Annotated in this window: 17 protein-coding genes; 15 read left to right on the top strand and 2 right to left on the bottom strand. The window is 71.7% G+C overall.

Annotated elements, in window-relative coordinates; genetic code table 11:
• The first annotated feature begins 102 nt into the window (after nt 1-102).
• The 6 genes from ABZT74_RS31740 to ABZT74_RS31715 all read left to right on the top strand — a co-directional run bounded on the left by ABZT74_RS31740 (nt 103) and on the right by ABZT74_RS31715 (nt 9,681).
• A complete protein-coding gene (locus ABZT74_RS31740; RefSeq protein ID WP_356440606.1) occupies nt 103-1,389 on the top strand; it encodes a sugar ABC transporter substrate-binding protein in 1,287 nt (428 codons plus the stop codon).
• A 6-nt stretch (nt 1,390-1,395) separates the two neighbouring features.
• Nucleotides 1,396-2,367, top strand: a complete 972-nt coding sequence (locus ABZT74_RS31735; RefSeq protein WP_356440603.1) for a sugar ABC transporter permease — start codon at nt 1,396-1,398, stop codon at nt 2,365-2,367.
• 8 nt (nt 2,368-2,375) lie between these two features.
• On the top strand, nt 2,376-3,278 hold the full coding sequence (locus tag ABZT74_RS31730) for a carbohydrate ABC transporter permease (protein ID WP_356440673.1): 903 nt from the start codon (nt 2,376-2,378) through the stop codon (nt 3,276-3,278).
• A 69-nt stretch (nt 3,279-3,347) separates the two neighbouring features.
• Nucleotides 3,348-4,580, top strand: coding sequence for a glycosyl hydrolase (locus ABZT74_RS31725; protein ID WP_356440601.1), 1,233 nt, complete (start codon nt 3,348-3,350; stop codon nt 4,578-4,580).
• Between the two features lie 43 nt (nt 4,581-4,623).
• Nucleotides 4,624-6,624, top strand: coding sequence for an endo-beta-N-acetylglucosaminidase (locus ABZT74_RS31720; protein WP_356440599.1), 2,001 nt, complete (start codon nt 4,624-4,626; stop codon nt 6,622-6,624).
• A gap of 33 nt (nt 6,625-6,657) precedes the next feature.
• Entirely contained in the window at nt 6,658-9,681 is a 3,024-nt protein-coding gene (locus tag ABZT74_RS31715) for a glycoside hydrolase family 38 C-terminal domain-containing protein (RefSeq protein ID WP_356440596.1), read from the top strand.
• A 219-nt stretch (nt 9,682-9,900) separates the two neighbouring features.
• On the opposite strand, the gene ABZT74_RS31710 is transcribed toward ABZT74_RS31715, so the two are convergent.
• Nucleotides 9,901-10,635: a FadR/GntR family transcriptional regulator gene (locus ABZT74_RS31710; protein WP_356164391.1), complete on the bottom strand. Its 735-nt coding sequence runs from the start codon at nt 10,633-10,635 to the stop codon at nt 9,901-9,903.
• Nucleotides 10,636-10,829: 194 nt separating this feature from the next.
• Between ABZT74_RS31710 and ABZT74_RS31705 the strand changes: the two genes are divergently transcribed.
• The 8 genes from ABZT74_RS31705 (at nt 10,830) to ABZT74_RS31670 (ending at nt 18,806) form a co-directional block, all read left to right on the top strand.
• On the top strand, nt 10,830-11,906 hold the full coding sequence (locus ABZT74_RS31705) for a sugar ABC transporter substrate-binding protein (protein ID WP_356164389.1): 1,077 nt from the start codon (nt 10,830-10,832) through the stop codon (nt 11,904-11,906).
• Complete coding sequence (locus ABZT74_RS31700) at nt 11,903-13,459, top strand: sugar ABC transporter ATP-binding protein (protein ID WP_356440593.1); 1,557 nt, start codon at nt 11,903-11,905, stop codon at nt 13,457-13,459. The genes ABZT74_RS31705 and ABZT74_RS31700 overlap by 4 nt, the downstream gene beginning before the upstream one ends.
• Nucleotides 13,452-14,477 (top strand): ABC transporter permease, encoded by a 1,026-nt coding sequence (locus ABZT74_RS31695; RefSeq protein ID WP_356440591.1) that lies wholly within the window; start codon nt 13,452-13,454, stop codon nt 14,475-14,477. The genes ABZT74_RS31700 and ABZT74_RS31695 overlap by 8 nt, the downstream gene beginning before the upstream one ends.
• Nucleotides 14,478-14,550: 73 nt before the next feature.
• Nucleotides 14,551-15,906 (top strand): L-fuconate dehydratase, encoded by a 1,356-nt coding sequence (locus ABZT74_RS31690; RefSeq protein ID WP_356164383.1) that lies wholly within the window; start codon nt 14,551-14,553, stop codon nt 15,904-15,906.
• A gap of 14 nt (nt 15,907-15,920) precedes the next feature.
• A complete protein-coding gene (locus tag ABZT74_RS31685) occupies nt 15,921-16,676 on the top strand; it encodes an SDR family oxidoreductase (protein WP_356440670.1) in 756 nt (251 codons plus the stop codon).
• Complete coding sequence (locus ABZT74_RS31680; RefSeq protein WP_356440588.1) at nt 16,673-17,659, top strand: aldo/keto reductase; 987 nt, start codon at nt 16,673-16,675, stop codon at nt 17,657-17,659. Before ABZT74_RS31685 ends, ABZT74_RS31680 begins: the two co-directional genes overlap by 4 nt.
• Nucleotides 17,656-17,970, top strand: a complete 315-nt coding sequence (locus ABZT74_RS31675; RefSeq protein ID WP_356440585.1) for an L-rhamnose mutarotase — start codon at nt 17,656-17,658, stop codon at nt 17,968-17,970. The genes ABZT74_RS31680 and ABZT74_RS31675 overlap by 4 nt, the downstream gene beginning before the upstream one ends.
• Complete coding sequence (locus ABZT74_RS31670; RefSeq protein ID WP_356440582.1) at nt 17,967-18,806, top strand: amidohydrolase family protein; 840 nt, start codon at nt 17,967-17,969, stop codon at nt 18,804-18,806. Before ABZT74_RS31675 ends, ABZT74_RS31670 begins: the two co-directional genes overlap by 4 nt.
• A gap of 26 nt (nt 18,807-18,832) precedes the next feature.
• Here ABZT74_RS31670 and ABZT74_RS31665 read toward each other — a convergent pair whose 3' ends face one another.
• Entirely contained in the window at nt 18,833-20,260 is a 1,428-nt protein-coding gene (locus tag ABZT74_RS31665) for a lipase maturation factor family protein (protein ID WP_356440579.1), read from the bottom strand.
• 79 nt (nt 20,261-20,339) lie between these two features.
• Between ABZT74_RS31665 and ABZT74_RS31660 the strand changes: the two genes are divergently transcribed.
• Nucleotides 20,340-21,405, top strand: a 1,066-nt coding sequence (locus ABZT74_RS31660) for a DUF6777 domain-containing protein (protein WP_356440576.1), incomplete at its 3' end; no start/stop codon positions are given.

The following is a 21,405-nucleotide window of genomic DNA, read 5'->3' as shown; positions in this document are numbered from 1 at the left end:
CCGATTCATTTAGTGGATGCCAATCCATTGACTTCGCCGACGGCCGCCGGGCATGGTCGCTGGCGCCACCACCCGCAGACGCCGCAAGGGAGCCGTGTCACCGTGCCCATACCCCGCAGAGCACTTGTCGCCGTCGCCGTCGCCCTCGTCCTGCCGCTGAGTGCCTGCGGTTCCGGCGACAGCGGTGGCTCGACGGACGCCTCCGGCAAGATCGAGGGCGACATCACCTTCCAGACCTGGAACCTGAGGGCCAACTTCAAGCCCTACTTCGAGGGTGTCGTCGCCGACTTCGAGAAGAAGTACCCCGGTACGCACGTGAAGTGGATCGACCAGCCCGCCGAGGGCTACGCCGACAAGATCAGCGCCGACGCGGCGGGCGGCACCCTGCCCGACGTCGTGAACGTCTCTCCCGACCTCGTCGCCCCGCTCGCCAAGGCCGGACTCGCCCTCGACCTCGACAAGTCGGCCGCCCAGTACAAGAAGGAGTACCTGGCGGGAGCCTGGGCCGGCCATCAGGTGCCGGGCATGACCGGCACCTACGCCTTCCCCTGGTACCTCAACACCGGGCCGCTGTTCTACAACAAGTCGCTCTTCGAGAAGGCGGGCCTCGACGCGGCCCAGCCCCCGACGACGTACGACGAACTCTTCACGGACGCCCTCCGGCTGGCGGACAAGAGCGACGGCAAGGTCGCCACCCTCGCCAACGTGCCCACCGTCGAGGACTTCGGCCGCTACGGCGTCGAGCTGATGAACAAGGAGGGCACCGCGTTCTCCTTCAACGACGCCAAGGGCGTACAACTCCTCACCAAGTACGCGGAGTTGTACGACGCCAAGGCGCTCGATCCGCAGGCGCTCACCGCCACCCCCGAGTCGTCGGGCAAGAAGTTCCTGACCGGCGCCGTCGCGATGAACCCCGGCAGCGCCCTGGACCTCGGCAACTTCAAGAAGCAGGCGCCGAACCTCTACAAGAACATCGGCATCACGGACCAGATCACCAGCACCGGCAAGGTGAACATGTACGTGATGGGCGTGATGGTCAACGCGCGCACCAAGCACACCCCGGCCGCGGTCGCCTTCGCGCACTTCGTCACCGACGCCGATAACCAGATGTCCTTCGCCAAGAAGGTCGCGATCTTCCCGAGCACCGCGGGCTCGCTGGACGACCCGTACTTCACCAAGGAGGACGGCACCGACGAGACGCGCGTGCGGGTCGCCGCCGCCAAGTCCCTGAAGAACGCGGTCAACTACACGCCGGTCCTGTTCAGCGAGCAGATGAAGACGGCGCTGCGCAACGAGATCGCCAAGGCGCTGCAGGGCAAGCAGAGCCCCAAGGCGGCGCTGGACAACGCTGTCAAGGCCTGTGACACGCTGCTGCGGCAGCAGGGCTGAGCGGTCATGGCGAGTTCCTCCAGTACCGCGCGGGAGCCCCGCACGCTGTCCCGGGAGCCGCGGGCCGGCTCCCGGCCGGCCCCGCCGGAGCACCGGCCCGGCACTCGCGTGCGACGCCAACTGAGCACCAGCCCCTGGCTGTTCGCCGCCCCGGGCCTCGTGGTCGTGGGTGTCTTCATCCTCTACCCGTTCGTCTCGACGGTGATCAACTCCTTCACCGACCGCCGCACCCTGATCTCCGGCGAGTTCGTGGGCCTGGCCAACTTCCGGGAGCTGCTGCACGACGAGATGTTCTGGACCGGGCTGCGCAACAGCACGCTGTACGTCCTCGGGGTCGTCCCCGCGCTCGTCCTGCTGCCGCTCCTGCTCGCCCTCCTCGTCCAGAAGAACATCCCCGGCATCGCCTTCTTCCGGTCCGCCTTCTACACCCCGGTCGTCGCGTCGATCGTCGTGGTCGGCCTCATCTGGGTCTGGCTCCTCGACGAGCGCGGGCTGGTGAACTCGCTGCTGGAGGCGATCGGGGTCGGCAAGGTCGGCTTCCTGAGCGACCAGTGGCTGCTCCTGCTCAGCGCCATGGCCGTCACGGTCTGGAAGGGCCTCGGCTACTACATGATCATTTATCTGGCCGCGCTCGCCAACGTCCCACGGGAACTGCACGAGGCCGCCGCCGTGGACGGAGCGGGGGCGGTGCGCCGCTTCCTCACGGTCACCGTGCCCGCCGTCCGCTCCACCATGGTGCTGGTCGGCGCGCTCTCGTCGGTCGCCGCCTTCAAGGTGTTCTCCGAGGTCTACCTGATGGCCGGCCCCGACGGCGGCCCGGCCGGCGAGGACACCACCCTCGTCATGCTCGTCCAGCGCACCGGCACCGGACTGACCGGCCGCGTCGGCTACGCGTCCGCCATCTCGGTGGTCGTCTTCGTCGTCACCGTCGCGCTGATGCTGCTCGTGCTGCGCGCCGACCGGAAGGAGGACGCATGAGCACGCCGATGAAGACCCGCACCACCGAACCGCTCCCGGAGGCGGAGCGCCCGCGCCGCCGCCGGATCACCGACGAACACGGACGACGGGTCCCCTTGTGGGAACTCGTCCTGCGCTACCTGCTGTTGCTCGCCGTCCTCGCCCTGACCGTCGGCCCCTTCGTGTGGCAGCTGTCCACGTCGCTCAAGGGACCCACCGAGGACATCTTCAGCTCGCCGCCCCGGTTCCTGCCCGGCGATCCCACTCTGCACAACTACCAGCGTGTCGCCGACACCATCCCGGTGTGGGACTACGCCCTCAACTCCCTCAAGGTGGCGGGCGCCAACGTCGTCACCAACTGCGTGGGCTCGGCCCTCGCGGGGTACGCCCTGGCCCGGCTGCGCTACCGCGGCCGGCGGGTGGCCACCCTGGTCTTCGTCCTGGCCATGCTGGTGCCCGTCGAGGGCATCATCATCGCCCAGTTCACGACCATGCGGGAACTCGGCCTGAACAACACGCTCATCGGGGTCGTCCTGCCCGGCTGCGTCGGCGCGATGAACGTCCTGCTGATGCGCAACGCCTTCCTCAACCTCCCCTACGAGATCGAGGAGGCGGCCTTCGTCGACGGCGCCAACGTGTGGCAGCGGTTCCTGCGGATCGCGCTGCCCTCGGTGAAGGGCACCCTCGCCGTCGTCGCGATCTTCGCCTTCATGGGGGCCTGGGACGACTTCCTGTGGCCGCTCATCGTGCTCAGCGACCCCTCCAAGTTCACCCTCACCATCGGACTCAACTACCTGCACGGCACCTTCGCCAACGACGAACGCCTCGTCGCCGCCGGCACGGTCATCGCCGTGGCACCCCTGATCGCCCTCTTCGCCTGCCTCCAGCGGTACTTCTTCCGCGGTGTCGGCGAGGGAGCCGTCAAGGGCTGACGCCCGCCCGGAGCGGGCCACCGACCCGTACTCCGCCGTCCTGCCGTTCCGATTCGCAAGGATCCCCGCATGCCCTCTGCCGTGCGCTTCGGCGTCAACTACACGCCCAGCCAGGGGTGGTTCCACCACTGGCTCGACTTCGACCTGGACGCCGTCCGCGCCGATCTCGACTCCATCGCGGCGCTCGGCCTCGACCACATCCGGGTCTTCCCGCTGTGGCCCTACTTCCAGCCCAACCGCACCCTGATCCGCCCAGGGGCCGTCGAGCAGCTCGTCGCGCTCGCCGACGCGGCCGCCGAGCGCGGACTCGACGTCAACGTGGACGGCCTGCAAGGGCACCTGTCCAGCTTCGACTTCCTGCCCGCGTGGACACGGACCTGGCACCGGCGGAACATCTTCACCGACCCGGACGTCGTCGCGGCGGAGGCGGCGTACCTGCGGACCCTGGCATCGGCTCTCGCCGACCGGCCCAACTTCATCGGGATGACCATCGGCAACGAGGTCAACCAGTTCGCGGCCGGACCTCACCCCGACCCCGACCGCATCACCGAGGACCAGGCCGGGGCGTGGCTGCGGCGGCTGCTCGACGCCTGCGAGGAGGGCGCCCCGGGCAAGCCACACCTGCACGCCTCGTACGACGCCGCCTGGTACCAGGACGACCAGCCGTTCACCGCCGGCCACTCGGCCCGGCTGGGCGCCATGACCGCCGTCCACTCATGGGTGTTCAACGGCACGGCGCAACGTCACGGCCGGACCGGCGTCGCCACCGAGCACCACGCCGCCTATCTGATCGAGCTGTCCAAGGCCTGGTCGCACGACCCGCACCGGCCGGTCTGGCTCCAGGAGGTCGGCGCGCCCGCTCCGTTGATCCCCGCCGGGCACGCCGCCGCCTTCACCGAAGCCACCGTCACGAACGCACTCGACTGCCCCGACCTGTGGGGCGTGACCTGGTGGTGCTCGCACGACGTCAGCCGAGACCTCGCCGACTTCCCCGAACTCGAGTACAGCCTGGGCCTGTTGACGAGCGACCGGCGGACGAAGCCCGCGGGGCACACGATCGCCCGGATCGTCGGGCGGGACCGTCCCGGCGTGCCCGCCGCCCGCACCACCGCGCTCGTCGTCGACACCGCGCCGGGCCGTTCGGTGTGCGCGCCGGGCGGCCCCGTCTTCGAGGCCTTCGCCCGGCTGACCGCCGACGGGGTCCGCCCCACCACCGTCCTCGCGAGCCGCGCCACCGACCGCGAACATCTGGTCGCCCGCGGGATCACCGAGGTCGTCACACCGGATCAGGTCACCGCCTGAGTCGAGCACCGTAATCCGTTCCCCACACGATACGGAGCACATCGTGAACCTCAGCAGACGAACCGTCCTGTTCGCCGGAGCCGGCGCCGCCGCCGGGCTCCTGTCCGCATCGCAGGGCACGGCGGCCGCGGCACCCCGTGACCTCCAGCCGTACGCCTCCTACTGGTACCCCGACTCGCTGCCCACGGGCACCCCGGGCACCGGCATCACCTGGCGCAGCCTGACGTCGTGGCGCGCCGACACCGACACCGACCTCGCGTTCAACGCCTCCGCCGTGCCGCTCGCCGCCCGCTTCACCCCCGTCCCCGCCAACACCACGGCACGTTCCGGACAGGCCCGCGTCCAGTCGCTCGTCTCCTTCGGCCCCACGGCCCAGAACCCCTCGCAGGGCGCGGCCACCGCCGACTACTACGCCCTGACCCACTGGTCCTACCTCGACGAACTCGTCTTCTGGGGCGGCTCGTCGGGCGAGGGGCTGATCCTCGCGCCGAACGCGCCGATCGTGGACGCCGCGCACCGGCACGGCGTCCCGGTCCTCGGCAACGTGTTCCTGCCGCCCGCCGCGTACGGCGGTCAACTGCGCTGGACCCGTGACCTCGTGCGGAAGGACGCGCAGGGGCGCCACCCGCTCGCGGCGCAACTCGTCGCCGTCGCCGAGGCGTACGGCTTCGACGGCTGGTTCGTCAACGCCGAGACGGGCGGCGGCGATCCGGCCCTCGCCGCCGACATGCTCGGCTTCCTCGGGGAGCTGAGGTCGCTCGGCACGGCCAGGGGACAGCGCGTCACCTGGTACGACGCGATGACCGTGAACGGCTCGGTCAGCTGGCAGGGAGCGCTGAACAACCAGAACAAGGCGTTCTTCCAGGCGGCCGACTCCATGTTCCTCGACTTCCGCTGGACCTCCGCCGGACTGGCCGCGTCCGGGACGACGGCCGAACAACTCGGGCGCAGCCGCCATGCGTTGTGGGCGGGTGTCGACGTCGAGGCGAACGGCACCAACGCCTCCGTGAACTGGGACGCCGTCGTCCCCGCCACGAAGCCGCACGTCACCTCCGTCGGCTACTACCGGCCCGAGTGGACACGGAACCACCTGCCGGCCGGCCGCACCCCGGGCGACTTCCACGCGGCCGACGACGGCTTCTGGACCGGGGCCTCCCTCGACCCCGCACGGCCCGACACCACCGGCCGCTGGCGTGCGCCCGCCGTCTTCGTCGCCGACCGCTCCACCGTCACCTCGCTCCCCTTCGCGACCGTCTTCAACACCGGTCACGGCCTGAAGTGGTACGAGGACGGCAGCGCCACCGGAGACACCGCCTGGAACCATCTCGGCCTCCAGGACCGGCTGCCCGCCCGCCGCTGGGTGGTGCGCACCGACGGCCGGCGCCCCTCGGTGACCTTCGACTTCGCGGACGCCTGGCGCGGCGGCAGCAGCGTCCTCGTCTCCGGTGATCCGGACGCCCCGGTCACCGTGGACCTCTACGCGACCCGGCTCCCGCTCGGCGAGGACACCGTCGTCGAGCTGACGCACCGCACGGACGCGGGTGACGTCTCGCTGGAGCTGGCGGTCGCCACCGACGACCCCACGACGGCAGGCGCGGCACCCCCGTACGCCTTCCTCCCGGTCTCCTCGGGCAGCGGCTGGCAGACCTCGACCGTGTCCCTCGCCGGGCTGACGGGGACCGTCCGGGCCCTCGGCGTCCGGTTGACCGGAGCGGGCGGGCCGCTGCGCTGGCGGCTCGGCGGACTCGCTGTCCGCGACGCGGCCGAGACCCCGGAGGCGCCCACCGGCCTGCGCGTCACCGACGCCGAGGGCGGCGACCTGCGCCTCGCCTGGCAGCCCGTACCCGGACCGGTGCGCCACTACGAGCTGTACCGGATCCTCCCCGACGGCACACGCCGCTTCCTCGGCGGCACCTGCCAGCGCGCCTTCCACGTCGCAGGGCTCGCCCCGGAACAGGGAGAACCGGCCGCACGATTCGAACTGCGCTCAGTGGGGGAACTGTTCAGCGTCTCCCCGCCCGCCACGACCACGCACACCTGGTAACAACCCGCATCCCTTACCCCACGGAGCACTCACATGCATGACGACCGCACCCTGGTCGAGTCCCGCCTCAAGCGCGTCCTGGACGAACGCATCCGTCCGGCCGTGTACCCCGAGTCCGTTCCGCTGGAGGTGGCGGTGTGGAACGCGCCCGGTGAACCCGTGCCGGTCGCCGAAGGGCTCGCCGCCCCGACGGAACCGATCGAGGTGGGCGCGCGCTGGGGTGCTCCGTGGGGCACCAGCTGGTTCCGGGTCACCGGAACCGTTCCGGAGGCCTGGGCGGGCCGGACCGTGGAGGCCCTGCTGGACCTCGGCTTCGACGAGAACATGCCCGGCTTCCAGTGCGAGGGACTCGTCTACCGGCCGGACGGCAGTCCCGTGAAGGGCCTCAACCCGCGCAACCAGTGGGTGAGGGTCGCCGCCCCGGCCGAGGGCGGCGAGCAGGTGGACCTGCGGGTCGAGGCGGCCTCCAACCCGGTCATCCTCGACTACCACCCCTTCCGGCCCACGCAGCTCGGCGACAAGGAGACGGCGGGCAGTGAGCCGCAGTACAGGCTCGCCCGCATGGACCTCGCCGTGCTCGACGAGGAGGTGTGGAACCTCGTCATCGACCTGGAGGTCCTCGGCGAGCTGATGGCCGAGCTGCCGGTGGAGTCCCCGCGCCGCTGGGACGTCCTGCGCGCGGTGGAGCGGGCCCTGGACGCCGTGGACCTCCAGGACGTCAACGGGACCGCGGAACACGCCCGTTCACTGCTCCGGGAGGTGCTGGCCGCGCCCGCCGTGCCGTCGGCCCACCGGATCAGCGCCGTCGGGCACGCGCACATCGACTCGGCCTGGCTGTGGCCGCTGCGCGAGACGGTCCGCAAGGTCGCCCGCACGACCTCCAACATGACCGCTCTCATCGAGGACGAGCCCGACTTCGTCTTCGCCATGTCGCAGGCCCAGCAGTGGGCCTGGGTGAAGGAGCACCGGCCCGAGGTCTGGGCCCGGGTGAAGAAGGCGGTCGCCGACGGCCGGTTCGTGCCGGCCGGCGGCATGTGGGTCGAGTCCGACACCAACATGCCCGGCTCCGAGGCGATGGCCCGTCAGTTCGTGCACGGCAAGCGCTTCTTCCTCGACGAGTTCGGCGTCGAGAACGACGAGGCGTGGCTGCCCGACACCTTCGGATTCGCCGCCGGGCTGCCGCAGATCATCAAGGCGGCCGGCTCCAAGTGGCTGCTCACCCAGAAGATCTCCTGGTCGCAGACCAACAAGTTCCCGCACCACACCTTCCGCTGGGAGGGCATCGACGGCACCCGGATCTTCACCCACTTCCCGCCCGTCGACACCTACAACTGCTCCATGAACGGGCGGGAGATCGCCCACGCGGCGAGCAACTTCAAGGACAAGGGCGCCGCCCGGCACTCGCTCGCTCCGACCGGCTGGGGCGACGGCGGCGGTGGCACCACCCGCGAGATGATCGCCAAGGCGGGCCGCCTCCGCGACCTCGAAGGCTCCGCGACCGTCGCCTGGGAGACCCCCGAGGACTTCTTCCGCAAGGCCGAGGCGGAGTACCCCGACGCGCCCGTCTGGGTCGGCGAGCTGTACCTGGAACTGCACCGTGCCACCCTCACCAGCCAGGCGAAGACCAAGCAGGGCAACCGGCGCAGCGAGCACCTGCTGCGCGAGGCCGAACTGTGGGCCGCGACCGCCGCCGTCCGCACCGGATTCCCGTATCCGTACGAGGACTTGGACCGCATCTGGAAGACCGTCCTGCTCCACCAGTTCCACGACATCCTGCCCGGCTCGTCCATCGCCTGGGTCCACCGCGAGGCGCGCCGCACCTACGAGCGGGTCGCCGCCGAGCTGGAGGCAGTCATCGGGGCGGCGCAGCGGGCGCTGGCGGGCGAGGGCTCGGCGCCCCTGGTCTTCAACTCGGCGCCGCACGCCCGCGACGGGGTGCCGGCCGGCGGCGCACGGACCCCGGCGGTGCTCGGCGAGACGGCCCTCGCCCCCCGGGTGGACGGCGGCTACGTCCTGGACAACGGGGTGCTGCGCGTCGAGATCGACGAAAGGGGGCTCGTCGTGTCGGCGTTCGACCTGTCCGCCGACCGGGAGACGGTCGCACCGGGGCAGGCGGCGAACCTGCTGCAACTCCACCCCGACTTCCCGAACATGTGGGACGCCTGGGACGTCGACGAGTTCTACCGGAACACGGTCACCGATCTGGCCGACGCCGATGAGGTCGCGCCGGGTGAGGACGGTGTCTCGGTACGGATCGTCCGCTCCTTCGGCGCCTCGAAGGTCACTCAGGTGCTCTCGCTGTCGCCCGGCGAACAGCGCCTGGACATCGACACCGAGGTCGACTGGCACGAGACGGAGAAGTTCCTGAAGCTCGCCTTCCCGCTCGACGTGCACGCCGAACGCTACGCGTCGGAGACCCAGTTCGGGCACTTCTACCGGCCCACCCACACCAACACCTCGTGGGAGGCCGCCAAGTTCGAGGCCTGCAACCACCGGTTCGTGCACATCGAGGAACCGGGATGGGGCGTCGCCCTGGTCAACGACTCGACGTACGGCCACGATGTCACCCGCGCCGTACGCGACAGCGACTCCGGTACGACGACCACGGTCCGGGTCTCGCTGCTGCGCGCGCCGCGCTTCCCGGACCCGGAGACCGACCAGGGCATCCACCGTTTCCGTCACGCCCTCGTTCCCGGCGCGGCGATCGGCGACGCGGTGCGTGAGGGCTGGCGCATCAACCTGCCGGAACGGCGGCTGGCGGGCTCGGGCCCCCAGGAGGTCCTGCCGCTGGTCGGCGTCGGGCAGGACGCCGTCGTGGTGACGGCGGTCAAACTGGCCGACGACGAGAGCGGTGACGTGATCGTACGGTTCCACGAGTCGCGTGGCGGCCGCTCGCGGGCGACCCTGACCGTGGGCTTCGCGTTCGACGAGGTCACGGTGACGGACCTGCTGGAGCGACCGCTCGCCGACGCGACGGAACCCGAGCGGGACGGGACGCGACTGCGGGTGGCCCTGCGGCCGTTCGAGCTGGTCACGCTCCGGCTGAAGCGGGCCTGAGGCGCGACGCCGCGGACCGGCCGCAGCAGGGCCGGTCCGCGGCGCGGCTCGACGCCGGGGTCCCGGCCGGGGACCCGTCCGGACGCTCGCCCGGCACGGCCGCGGGGGGCGTGCGGGACGCCGCCCGTCGGATCGGTGCCCGGGCGCGTTCCTCGCCGCCCGCCGTGCCGGACGGCGGGCGAACGGGCCGTGGACGACGCGGGCCTTCATGGACGCGGGCTACGGCGCGAGCTGCGAGCGCAGCCACTGCTCCACCTCGCCGACGTGTGCCGCCGCCGCCGTCCGTGCCGCCTCCGGGTCGCGCGAGACCAGCGCACGGTGGATCGCCGCGTGCTCGCGCCGGGTGCGGTCGAAGGCGCCCTCCTCCTGGTAGCCGCGCCAGACGCGGGCGCGGAAGGTACGGGAGGAGAGCCCGTCCAGGATCGCGGTCATCGTCTCGTTGCCCGCGGCGGCGACGATCTCGCGATGGAAGGCGAGATCGTGGGCGAGGATCTGCTCCGGATCGTCGGTCGCGTTCATCGCCGTCAACTGCTTCTCCACCTCGGCCAGTTGGTCCGGGGTGATGCGCGCGGCCGCCATCGCGGTGGCCGTCGACTCCAGGATGCGGCGCAGTTCCAGCAGTTCGACGAGCTGGTGGCCGCGGGAGAGATCGGCCACCACCCCGAACGTCTCCAGCAGGTCACCCGCCTCCAACTGCGTGACGTAGATGCCCGATCCGTGCCGTGCCTCCAGCACACCGAGGACCGTGAGCGCCCGGATCGCCTCGCGCATCGAACTGCGGGAGATGCCCAGCTGGGACGCCAGGTCCCGCTCGGTCGGCAGTCGCTGCCCCGGCTCCAGCCGGCCCTCCCGGATCAGCGCCTTGATCTGCTCGATGGCGCGCTGGGTCACGGTGCCCTTCGGCGGGGCGGGGTCCTTGCCGGGCTCCGCCCCCACGGGCTGGCTCTCGTCCACGCCACTTCCTCCTGTTGCCGGGTGCGCCGCAGTCTAACGACCGAAGTGGTCGGACCACTATGGCCGGAAACTGTGAATAGTTGGCTCCAGAGGGTGTCGGAAGGCCGAAGTGGTCTGATAAATATTCGTCCCGGTCGGTAGAGGGACCTCCGGCCACCCGTCCTGCTCGATCACGCTCAATGAGGAGCCGTCAGATGGCCGGCAGAACTGTGCGGAACAGGCGTATCCCGTCGCGGACCGTGTGTGCGGTGGCGGTGGCCGCCTGCGCGACCCTCGTGCTCGCGGCGTGCGGCAGCACGAAGGACGACGTCGCCTCGGGCGGCGGGAAGGGTGACGGAGGCGGCAAGGTGGGGGTGATCCTGCCCCTGCTGACCTCACCGTTCTGGCAGTCGTACAACGACTACGTGCCGAAGATGGCGACGTCGCAGGGCGTGGACGCGCTCAAGACCGTCAACTCCAACAGCGACCCCTCGCAACAGATCACCGACATCAACAACCAGCTCAACCAGGGCGTCAAGGGCCTGGTGGTCGCCCCGCTGGACAGCGCCGCGATCGCCGCGGGCCTCGACCAGGCCGAGCGCAAGGGCGTCCCCGTGGTCGCCGTCGACGTGGCCCCGGAGAAGGGCAAGGTCGCCATGGTCGTCCGCGCCGACAACGTCGCGTACGGCGAGAAGGCCTGCCAGTACCTCGGCAAGCAGATCAGCTCCGGCAAGGTCGTGCAGATCATGGGCGACCTGGCGTCCGTCAACGGCCGGGACCGCTCCGAGGCGTTCCGCTCCTGCGTGAAGAAGAACTTCCCGAAGCTGAAGGTCCTGGAGATCCCCGCCAAGTGGGAGTCAGACACCGCGGCCTCCAAGCTGGACACCCTGCTGAACGCCAACCCCGACATCAAGGGCATCTACATGCAGGCGGGCGGCGTGTACCTCGCGCCCACCCTGCAGACCCTCAAGTCCAAGGGCATGCTGAAGAAGGCGGGTGCGGCCGGGCACATCACGATCGTCTCGAACGACGGCATCCCGCAGGAGTTCGACGCCATCCGCAAGGGCGAGATCGACGCCACCGTCTCCCAGCCGGCCGACGCCTACGCCAAGTACGGCATGTACTACATCAAGGCCGCGATGCAGGGGAAGACGTTCAAACCCGGTCCGACCGACCACGACTCCGAGATCGTGAAGCTGCCCGGCGGCATCCTGGAGGACCAGCTCCCCGCCCCGCTCGTCACCAAGGAGAACGTGGACGACCCGAAGCTGTGGGGCAACACGGTCAAATGAGCACTCCACTGGTCGAGGCGCGGGGGATCACCAAGCGGTACGGTCCCACCGTCGCTCTCCGAGACGGTCGGCTCGCCGTGTTCCCCGGCGAGTCCCATGCCCTGGTCGGCCGCAACGGCGCCGGCAAGTCCACCCTCGTCACCCTGCTCACCGGCCTCCAGGCGCCGGACGAGGGGTCGATCAGCTTCGACGGCCGGCCCGCACCGCCGCTCGCCGACCGTGACGCCTGGCGGCGCAACGTGGCCTGCGTCTACCAGAAGCCCACCGTCGTACCCGAGTTGACGGTCGCCGAGAACCTCTTCATCAACCGGCAGCCGGCGGGCCGGGGCGGCTTCATCAGCTGGCGCCGGCTCCGGTCCGAGGCGGCGCGGCTGCTGGAGACCTGGGACGTGCGCGTCGACCCGGACGCTCGCACCGCCGACCTCAAGGTCGAGGACCGGCAGATGGTCGAGATCGCGCGGGCGCTCTCCTTCGGCGCCCGGTTCATCGTCCTCGACGAACCGACCGCGCAGCTCGACAGCCGGGAGATCGAACGGCTCTTCACCCGGATGCGGGGACTCCAGGATTCCGGCGTCACCTTCCTGTTCATCTCCCACCACCTCCAGGAGGTGTACGAGGTCTGCCAGACGGTCACGGTCCTGCGGGACGCCCGCTGGATCACCACGGCGCCGGTCGCCGAACTCCCGCGCCCGGCACTGATCGAGGCCATGGCGGGCGAGTCGATCGCCGAACTCGCGATCTCCCCGCGGGAGTCGGACGACGAGGCGCCCGTGGTCCTGGACGCCACGGGGCTCACCTCCCCCGCGTACGAGCGGATCGACCTGACCGTGCGCCGGGGCGAGGTCGTCGGGCTCGCCGGGTCCAGCGGCAGCGGCAAGACCGAACTGGCCGAGTCCTTCGCCGGACTGCACACCCCGACCGGCGGCAGCGCCCGGCTGGGCGGCGAGCGGCTCCCCTTCGGTGACGTGGCCGCCGCGCTGAAGGCCGGAGTCGGCTGCGTCCCGCGGGACCGGCACGAGCAGGGCCTGGTGCCCGGGATGAGCGTCGGCGACAACGCCACCCTGAGCGTCCTGAACCGGCTGGGCCGCCACGGCTTCATCGGCACCGGCCGCAGACGCGGCTTCGCCGCCGGGCTCATCGAACGCCTCGGCATCCACACCGAAGGACCCGAGCAGCCCGTCTCCGACCTCTCGGGCGGCAACGCGCAGAAGGTCGTCATGGCCCGCGCGCTCGCCTCGGACCCACGCCTGCTCGTCCTGATCAACCCGACCGCGGGCGTCGACGTGAAGTCCAAGGAGTCCCTGCTGTCCCGGATGGACAGCACCCGCGAGGACGGCACCGCCGTGCTGGTCGTCTCCGACGAACTCGACGACCTGCGCCGCTGCGACCGCGTCCTCGTCCTCTTCCACGGCCGCGTCGTCGCCGAGCATCCGGCGGGCTGGCGCGACCACGAGCTGATCGCCTCCATCGAAGGAGTGGACCATGGCAACGGCACCGCCGCGGCGGACACCCCCGGGACCCCCGGCAGCGGCGGGGGAGACCGGGATGACTGAGACGAAGACCTCGCCACTCACCCCCTCCCGCGCCCCCGACCCGCGCGCCGCCAAGGCCGTACTCCTGCGCAGGGCCCGCGAACTCGCGCTCGTTCCAGCGCTGTTGCTACTGGTCGTGCTCGGCGCGTTCGTCAACGACTCCTTCCTCACCGAACGCAACATCATCTCCATCCTCGGCGCGTCGGCTGCCCTCGCGATGGTCGTGCTCGCCGAGTCGCTCGTCCTCATCACCGGCAAGTTCGACCTGTCCCTGGAGTCCGTCGTCGGCATCGCCCCCGCGGTCGGCGCGCTGCTCGTGCTGCCCGCCGCCCAGTCCGGCTGGGGCACGGAGTTCCCGGCGGCGCTCGCCCTCCTCGCGATCCTCGTCGTGGGCGCGGCCATCGGAGCCTTCAACGGCATCCTCGTCGTGAAGTTCAAGCTGAACGCCTTCATCGTCACGCTCGCGATGCTGATCGTCCTGCGGGGACTTCTGGTCGGCGCGACCAAGGGCAAGACCCTGTTCGGCATGCCCGACGCGTTCTTCTCCCTCGCCACCACGACGTTCCTGCGCGTCCCGCTGTCGGTGTGGCTGGCAGCCGTCGCTTTCGCCGTCGCCGGTCTGGTCCTCAAGTACCACCGCGTCGGACGCGCGTTGTACGCCATCGGCGGCAACGCCGACGCCGCCCGCGCGGCCGGAATCCGTGTCGAGCGGGTGATGCTCGGGGTGTTCGTCGTCGCGGGTGTGCTCGCGTCCGTCGGCGGGATCATGCAGACCGGCTACGTCGGCGCGATCAGCGCCAACCAGGGCAACAACATGATCTTCACGGTGTTCGCCGCCGCGGTCATCGGCGGGATCAGTCTCGACGGCGGCAAGGGCACCATGTTCGGCGCCCTGACCGGCGTCCTCCTCCTCGGCGTGGTGCAGAACCTGCTCACGCTCGCCCAGGTGCCGTCCTTCTGGATCCAGGCCATCTACGGCGGGATCATCCTCGTCGCCCTCATGATCGCCCGGGTGACGACGGGACGCGCCCAGGACTGAGCGACCGAACACCGGGGCGCGGACCGGCGGACGCCCCACCGAGGACCCCCTGCCACCGACCGAAAGGCCTTCCGTGTCCCCGACCCCCGCACGCATCACCGCGGTCGACACCTATGACATCCGTTTCCCCACCTCGCGCGAGCTCGACGGCTCGGACGCGATGAATCCGGACCCCGACTACTCGGCGGCGTACGTCGTCCTGCGCAGCGACGCGGCGGACGGGGCCGAGGGGCACGGCTTCACCTTCACCATCGGGCGGGGCAATGATGTCCAGGTCGCCGCGATCGACGCACTGCGGGGGCATGTCCTCGGCCGGCCGGTGGACGAGCTGTGCGCCGACCCGGGCACCCTCTCCCGCGACCTGGTCGGCGACAGCCAACTGCGCTGGCTCGGACCGGAGAAGGGCGTGATGCACATGGCGATCGGCGCCGTCGTCAACGCCGTGTGGGACCTGGCGGCCAAGCGCGCCCGCAAACCGCTGTGGCGGTTCCTCGCGGAGGCCGATCCCGCCTGGCTCGTCGGCCAGGTCGACTTCCGCTACATCACGGACGCGCTGACCCCGGACGAGGCGCTGAACCTCCTGCGCCGGGGGAGGGAAGGAGCGACGGAGCGCACCGCGACCCTGCTCGCCCAGGGCTTCCCGGCCTACACCACCTCGCCCGGCTGGCTCGGCTACAGCGACGAGAAGCTCACCCGGCTCGCCGCCGAGGCCGTCGCCGGGGGGTTCCGGCAGATCAAACTGAAGGTGGGGGCGGACCTCGCGGACGACATCCGCCGCTGCCGGGTCGCCCGCGCGGTGGTGGGCCCGGACATCCGCATCGCGATCGACGCCAACCAGCGCTGGAACGTGGACGAGGCGATCGACTGGACGCGCGCGCTCACCGAGTTCGAGCCGTACTGGATCGAGGAGCCGACGAGCCCGGACGACATCCTGGGGCACGCCGCCGTGCGCTCGGCCGTCGCCCCCGTCAAGGTCGCCACCGGTGAACACGTCCAGAACCGCATCGTGTTCAAGCAGCTCCTCCAGGCGGGCTCGGTCGACGTCCTGCAGATCGACGCGGCCCGGGTCGGCGGGGTCAACGAGAACCTCGCCATCCTGCTCCTCGCGGCCAAGTTCGGTGTCCCCGTCTGCCCGCACGCGGGAGGCGTCGGACTGTGCGAACTCGTCCAGCACCTCTCGATGTTCGACTTCGTCGCGCTGGCCGGCACCACCGACGACCGGGTCATCGAGTACGTCGACCATCTGCACGACCACTTCACCGAACCCGTGGTGATCCGCGACGGCCGCTACACGGCCCCCACCGCTCCGGGGTTCTCCGCCACCATGCGCCCCGCGTCCATCGCGGAGTTCACCTACCCGGACGGCACCTTCTGGACCGCCGACCTCGCTCAGCGGGACGCCGACGAACGCAAGGGAAAGGCAGCATGACGGACCCTCAGGACATCCGCGACTTCGACCGGCTCACCGCGCTGGTGACGGGCGGCGCCTCCGGCATCGGCCGGGCCACTGCCGACCTCCTCACCGCCCGAGGTGCCCGCGTCGCCGTCCTCGACCTCGACCCGTCGTCGGTGGGCACGCCGCTCACCGGCCACCGCGCCGATGTCACCGACGACGCCTCGGTGCGCGCGGCGGTGGCCGCCGCGGTCGCCGGCCTGGGCGGCCTCGACGTGCTCGTCAACAACGCGGGCATCGGCGCCCGCGGCACCGTCGAGGACAACGACGACGAGGAATGGAGCCGCGTGCTGGACGTCAACGTCCTCGGCATCGTGCGGACCACCCGGGCGGCCCTCCCGCACCTGCGGGCCTCCTCGCACGCGGCGATCGTGAACACCTGCTCCATCGCGGCCACCGCCGGCCTGCCCCAGCGCGCGCTGTACTCGGCCTCCAAGGGCGCCGTCCTCGCCCTCACCCTCGCGATGGCCGCCGACCACGTCCGCGAGGGCATCCGCGTCAACTGCGTCAACCCCGGCACGGTCGACACCCCGTGGGTCGGCCGGCTCCTCGACGCCGCCCCCGACCCGGCCGCCGAACGCGCCGCCCTGGAGGCCCGCCAGCCCACCGGCCGGCTCGTGTCCGCACCGGAGGTCGCCGGCGCCATCGCCTACCTGGCGAGCCCCCTGTCCGGCGCCACCACCGGTACCGCGCTCGCCGTCGACGGCGGCATGCAGGGGCTGCGACTGCGCCCGGCGGGCCGGTGAACACCCTCGGCGCCAGCGGCGTCCCGGTCGGCGCGCTCTCCTTCGGCGCCGCCGGCATCGGCAACCTGTACACCGAGGTGACCGACGAACAGGCCCGCGCGGCCGTCGACACCGCCTGGGACTGCGGCATCCGTACCTACGACACCGCCCCGCACTACGGCATCGGACTCTCCGAGCGGCGGCTCGGCGCGGCCCTGCGCGACCGGCCCCGTGCCGAGTACACCCTCTCGACCAAGGTCGGCCGCCTGCTCGAACCCGCGGACCCGGGCGGCGACGACCTCGCCCAGGGCTTCGCGGTGCCCGCCACCCACCGCCGCGTCTGGGACTTCAGCGCCGACGGGGTACGCCGGAGCCTGGACGCCAGCCTGGAGCGCCTCGGCCTCGACCGGGTGGACGTCGTCTACCTGCACGACCCCGACGACCACGCCGAGCAGGCCTTCCACGAGGCCTACCCGGCCCTGGAGGAACTGCGCTCGCAGGGCGTCGTCGGCGCGATCGGCGCGGGGATGAACCAGACCGCGATGCTCACGCGCTTCGTCCAGGACACCGACGTCGACGTGGTGCTGTGCGCCGGCCGCTACACCCTGCTCGACCACCGCGCGCTCACCGACCTGCTGCCCGCCGCCCGGCGGCGCGGCACCTCCGTCGTCGTCGGCGGCGCCTTCAACTCCGGTCTGCTCGCGGACCCGGGACCCGGCTCGACGTACAACTACGCGCCCGCTCCGCCCGAGTTGCTGGACCGGGCGCTCCGGCTGAAGGAGATCGCCGAGCGGCACGGGACCACGCTGCGCGCCGCCGCACTCGCCCTCCCCGCGGCACACCCCGCCGTGGCGAGCGTCCTCGTGGGCGCCCGGTCCGCCGCCGAAGTCCAGGACTGTGCGCAGCAGTTCGCCACCCCGGTGCCGGCCGCCTTCTGGCGGGAACTGCGCGCCGAGGGCCTGCTGCCGCACGCGGCCCCCCTCCCCGTACCGGAGCCGTCATGAGAGTCGCCCTGCACACCAAGGTCCGCGCGGAGCGCGTCGCCGCCTACGAGGCCGCGCACCGGCGGGTGCCGGCCGAACTCGTCACGGCGATCCGTGCCGCCGGAGCCACCTCCTGGACCATCTGGCGCAGCGGCACCGACCTGTTCCACCTCCTGGAGTGCGAGGACTACGGGCGGATGCTCGCTGAACTGGAGAAGCTGCCCGCCAACATCGCCTGGCAGGCCCGCATGGCCGAACTCCTCGACGTCGCGCACGACTACTCCGGCTCGGGCGCCGACGCGGGACTGCCGGTGGTCTGGGAACTGCCGTGAGAGTCGACGCGCACCACCACGTGTGGGACCTCGCCGTCCGGGACCAGGACTGGATCACCGGCGCCGAACTCCGGCCACTGCGAAGGAACTTCGGGATGGCGGATCTCGAACCCGAGGCCGTGGCGGCGGGCGTGGACCGTACCGTCCTCGTGCAGACGGTCACCGTGGCCGAGGAGACCCCGGAGTTCTTCTCCCTGGCGGAGAGGAACCCCCTGGTGGCCGGCGTCGTCGGCTGGACCGACCTGACCCGCGCCGACGTCGCCGACGAACTGGCACGACTGCGGGAGCTGCCCGGAGGCCACCGGCTCAAGGGCATCCGCCACCAGGTCCAGGGCGAACGCGACCCCGGATGGCTGCTGCGCCCGGACGTGCGGCGCGGACTCGATGCCGTCGCCGAGGCGGGCCTCGTGTACGACCTCGTCGTCCTGCCGCACCAGTTGCCCATGTGCGCCCGGGCCGCGGCCGCCCACCCCGGGCTTACCTTCGTCCTCGACCACCTGGGCAAGCCCCCGATCGCCTCCGGCGCCCCGGAACCCTGGGCGGGCGCCGTCCGGGAACTGGCAGCGCTGCCCAACACCGCCTGCAAACTCTCCGGGCTGGTCACCGAGGCCGACCCGGCCCGGCGGACCCCGGACGACCTGCGGCCGTACGCGGACACCGCCCTCGCCGCCTTCGGGCCCGGCCGGACGATGTTCGGCTCGGACTGGCCGGTGTGCACGCTCGCCGCGTCCTACGGCGAAGTCATGTACCTCGCCGAGGAGTTGACGATGAGTCTGAGCCCGGGCGAACGGGAGGCGGTGTTCGCCGGGACCGCCACGCGCGTCTACGGACTCTGAACCGCGGGCCCCGGCCCCGCGGCGGCTCAGGGCACCCGCCGTCGCGCGCCACCCTCCAGCCGGGTCGGCGGAAGGAAGTCGCGTACGTACGTCCGGTGCCAGCACGCGCCCGTCTCGCGCAGCTCGTGCCACGTCGTGTACCGGTAGCGGAAGAGGCGGGCGCGGACGTACCGCGGCGGGGTGTCCGCGGGGAACGGCGAGCGGCGCAGCAGCCGCAGCGTGTCCCGGTCGTTCACCAGAAGGCGTTCCACCAGCCCTCCGAACCACGCGTCGGCGTAGCCGGGGGAGAGCGCGGCGAACCACATCAGCCAGTCCAGGCGCAGGTGGTAGGGAGCGAACTGGCGCGGCCAGTGCCGGAGATCGCCGGGCTTGCCCCTGAACTCGTACTCCCGCCAGCCGGTGTCCTCGTGCGGCACCTCGTCCGCGGTGCCCTCGATCACCACCTCGTGGCGCACCCGGCTGACGCTGCCGAACGCCCCGTAGGTGTTGACGAGGCGGAGCGGGTCGAAGGAGCGGTTCATGACCTGCCGCCGCGAGAGCATGTTGCGCACCGGCCGGACGCTGAGGGCGAGCAGCCCGGCGGACACGGTGAGGACGACGATCTCGTACCAGAGCGGCGCCGCGGCGGTGTGCGGAGCGGTGCCGGGGATCCGTACCGCACTCACGGCGAGCACGATCGTCGTCCAGTTCAGCCAGGAGAAGTTGCCGGACAGGACCAGCCACAGCTGGGTCAGGATCATCAGGCAGGCCGCGGCGGTCGCGATCGGCTGAGGGGTGAACAGCAGGACGGGCACCACGAGTTGGGTGACGTGGTTGGCCGCCACCTCGACGCGGTGCAGCGGTTTGGGGAGGTGGTGGAAGAACCAGCTCAGCGGCCCCGGCATCGGCTGGGTCTCGTGGTGGTGGTCGAGGCAGGTCAGGTCGCGCCAGCAGGGGTCGCCCCGCATCTTGATCAGCCCCGCCCCGAACTCGACGCGGAACAGCAGCCAGCGCAACAGGAACAGGACGACGACGGGCGGCGCGACCTCGTCGTTGCCGAGGAGGACCGCGAGGAACCCGACCTCCAGGAGAAGGGACTCCCAGCCGAACGCGTACCAGGTCTGGCCCACGTTGACGACCGACAGGTACATCGCCCACGGGAGCAGCCACAGCAGCATCGAGCCCCACAGCGGCAGATACCCGTCGACGCCCGCGATCAGCGCCACCGACACCGCGCAGCCCGTCCACGACCAGGCCGCGAAGAAGCGGTCCGAGTAGCGCAGGTGGAACACGCTCGGGGCGTCCCGGAATCCCACCCGCCGCACGAATCGCGGCACCGGCAGCATCCCGCGCTCCCCGATCAGCGCCCGGAACTGCAGGGCCGCGCCCAGGAACGCGACGAGATACAGCACGGCCAGCCCCCGCTGGAAGACCAGCCGGGACAACCAGTAGTCGGGTGCCGTGAACCACTCCACGCCGAGCGCTCCTCTCCCGTCCATTGTGACGCTGGGTGACCGTACTCCGCTTGCGTGCGCCAAGAGGGTGACGCAGAGAATGATCCACGACTGGCCCGCGATGAACGGGAGAACGTGGTGCAGATACCCACCAGGCCCCTCGTCCACCGGCGGCGCCCTCGCGGCGGTTCTGCTCTTCGCCGCGTGCGGTGGCGGCCACGACCGGGACACGGCGGCGAACGGACCGGCAGACGGCGAGGTGCTGCTCCAGCCGCTCTCGGAACGGGGCCCCGACCCCTTCACGGAGTCGACCGTCACCTCCGTCGGCACCCCGCCGCCCGTCACCCGAACGCCGCAACCCTCGGCCACCGGCGGCCGGGGCCCGCGCTCCGTGTCGGGCGCCACGCCCGGTCTCTACGGCGGCACCCGGAACACCGGCAGCTGCGACGCCGGGCGACAGGTCGAGGCTCTCGCCGCCGACCGGGCCAGGACCCGCGCCTTCGCCCAGTCCTCCGGCATCTCACCCGAGTCCGTCCCCGACTACCTGCGCGGTCTGACCTCGGTCGTGCTGCGCGCGGACACCCGGGTCACCGACCACGGGTTCCGCGACGGGCAGGCGACCGGGTTCCCGGCCGTGCTCCAGGCCGGTACGGCCGTCCTCGTCGACGACCGGGGCGTGCCCCGGGTGCGCTGCGCCTGCGGCAACCCGCTCGGCCGGCCCGCCGCGACGGACGCGGACCCGCCCACCCGCGGCAGGCCCTGGAGCGGATACCGGCCCGCCCGGGTGGTCGTCGTGACCCCGGCACCCGTCGTGATCACCGGCCTCACGATCCTCGACGTCGCGGCGGACACCTGGATCGAGCGGCCCGTCGGGCAGGACGGCCACCGGCACGACCACCCCGTACCGCGGCCCGGCGGGACGACCCCGCCCGACCGCCCGGAGGCGTCCCCCGGCCCGCACGACTCGGCCTCCGGCAGCGCTCCCCGGGACGAGGACTGCGTCACGCCGGACGCGACGCGCGGCGAGCCGCCGCAGAGCGGCCCGACCACCACCCCGGAGGAGTCGGCCGGATCCGGCACCGGGCCCTCCGCCACACCGACCGACGACACCGTCATGGGCGTCTCCCGCCGCGACCGCGCGTCCGGCGCCGGCGAGCCCGCGGGCT

Source organism: Streptomyces sp. NPDC005302, assembly GCF_040607345.1.
GTDB lineage: Bacteria > Actinomycetota > Actinomycetes > Streptomycetales > Streptomycetaceae > Streptomyces.
Note: the sequence above shows the minus strand (reverse complement) of the source record. Positions and strands in the feature narration are given on the sequence as shown.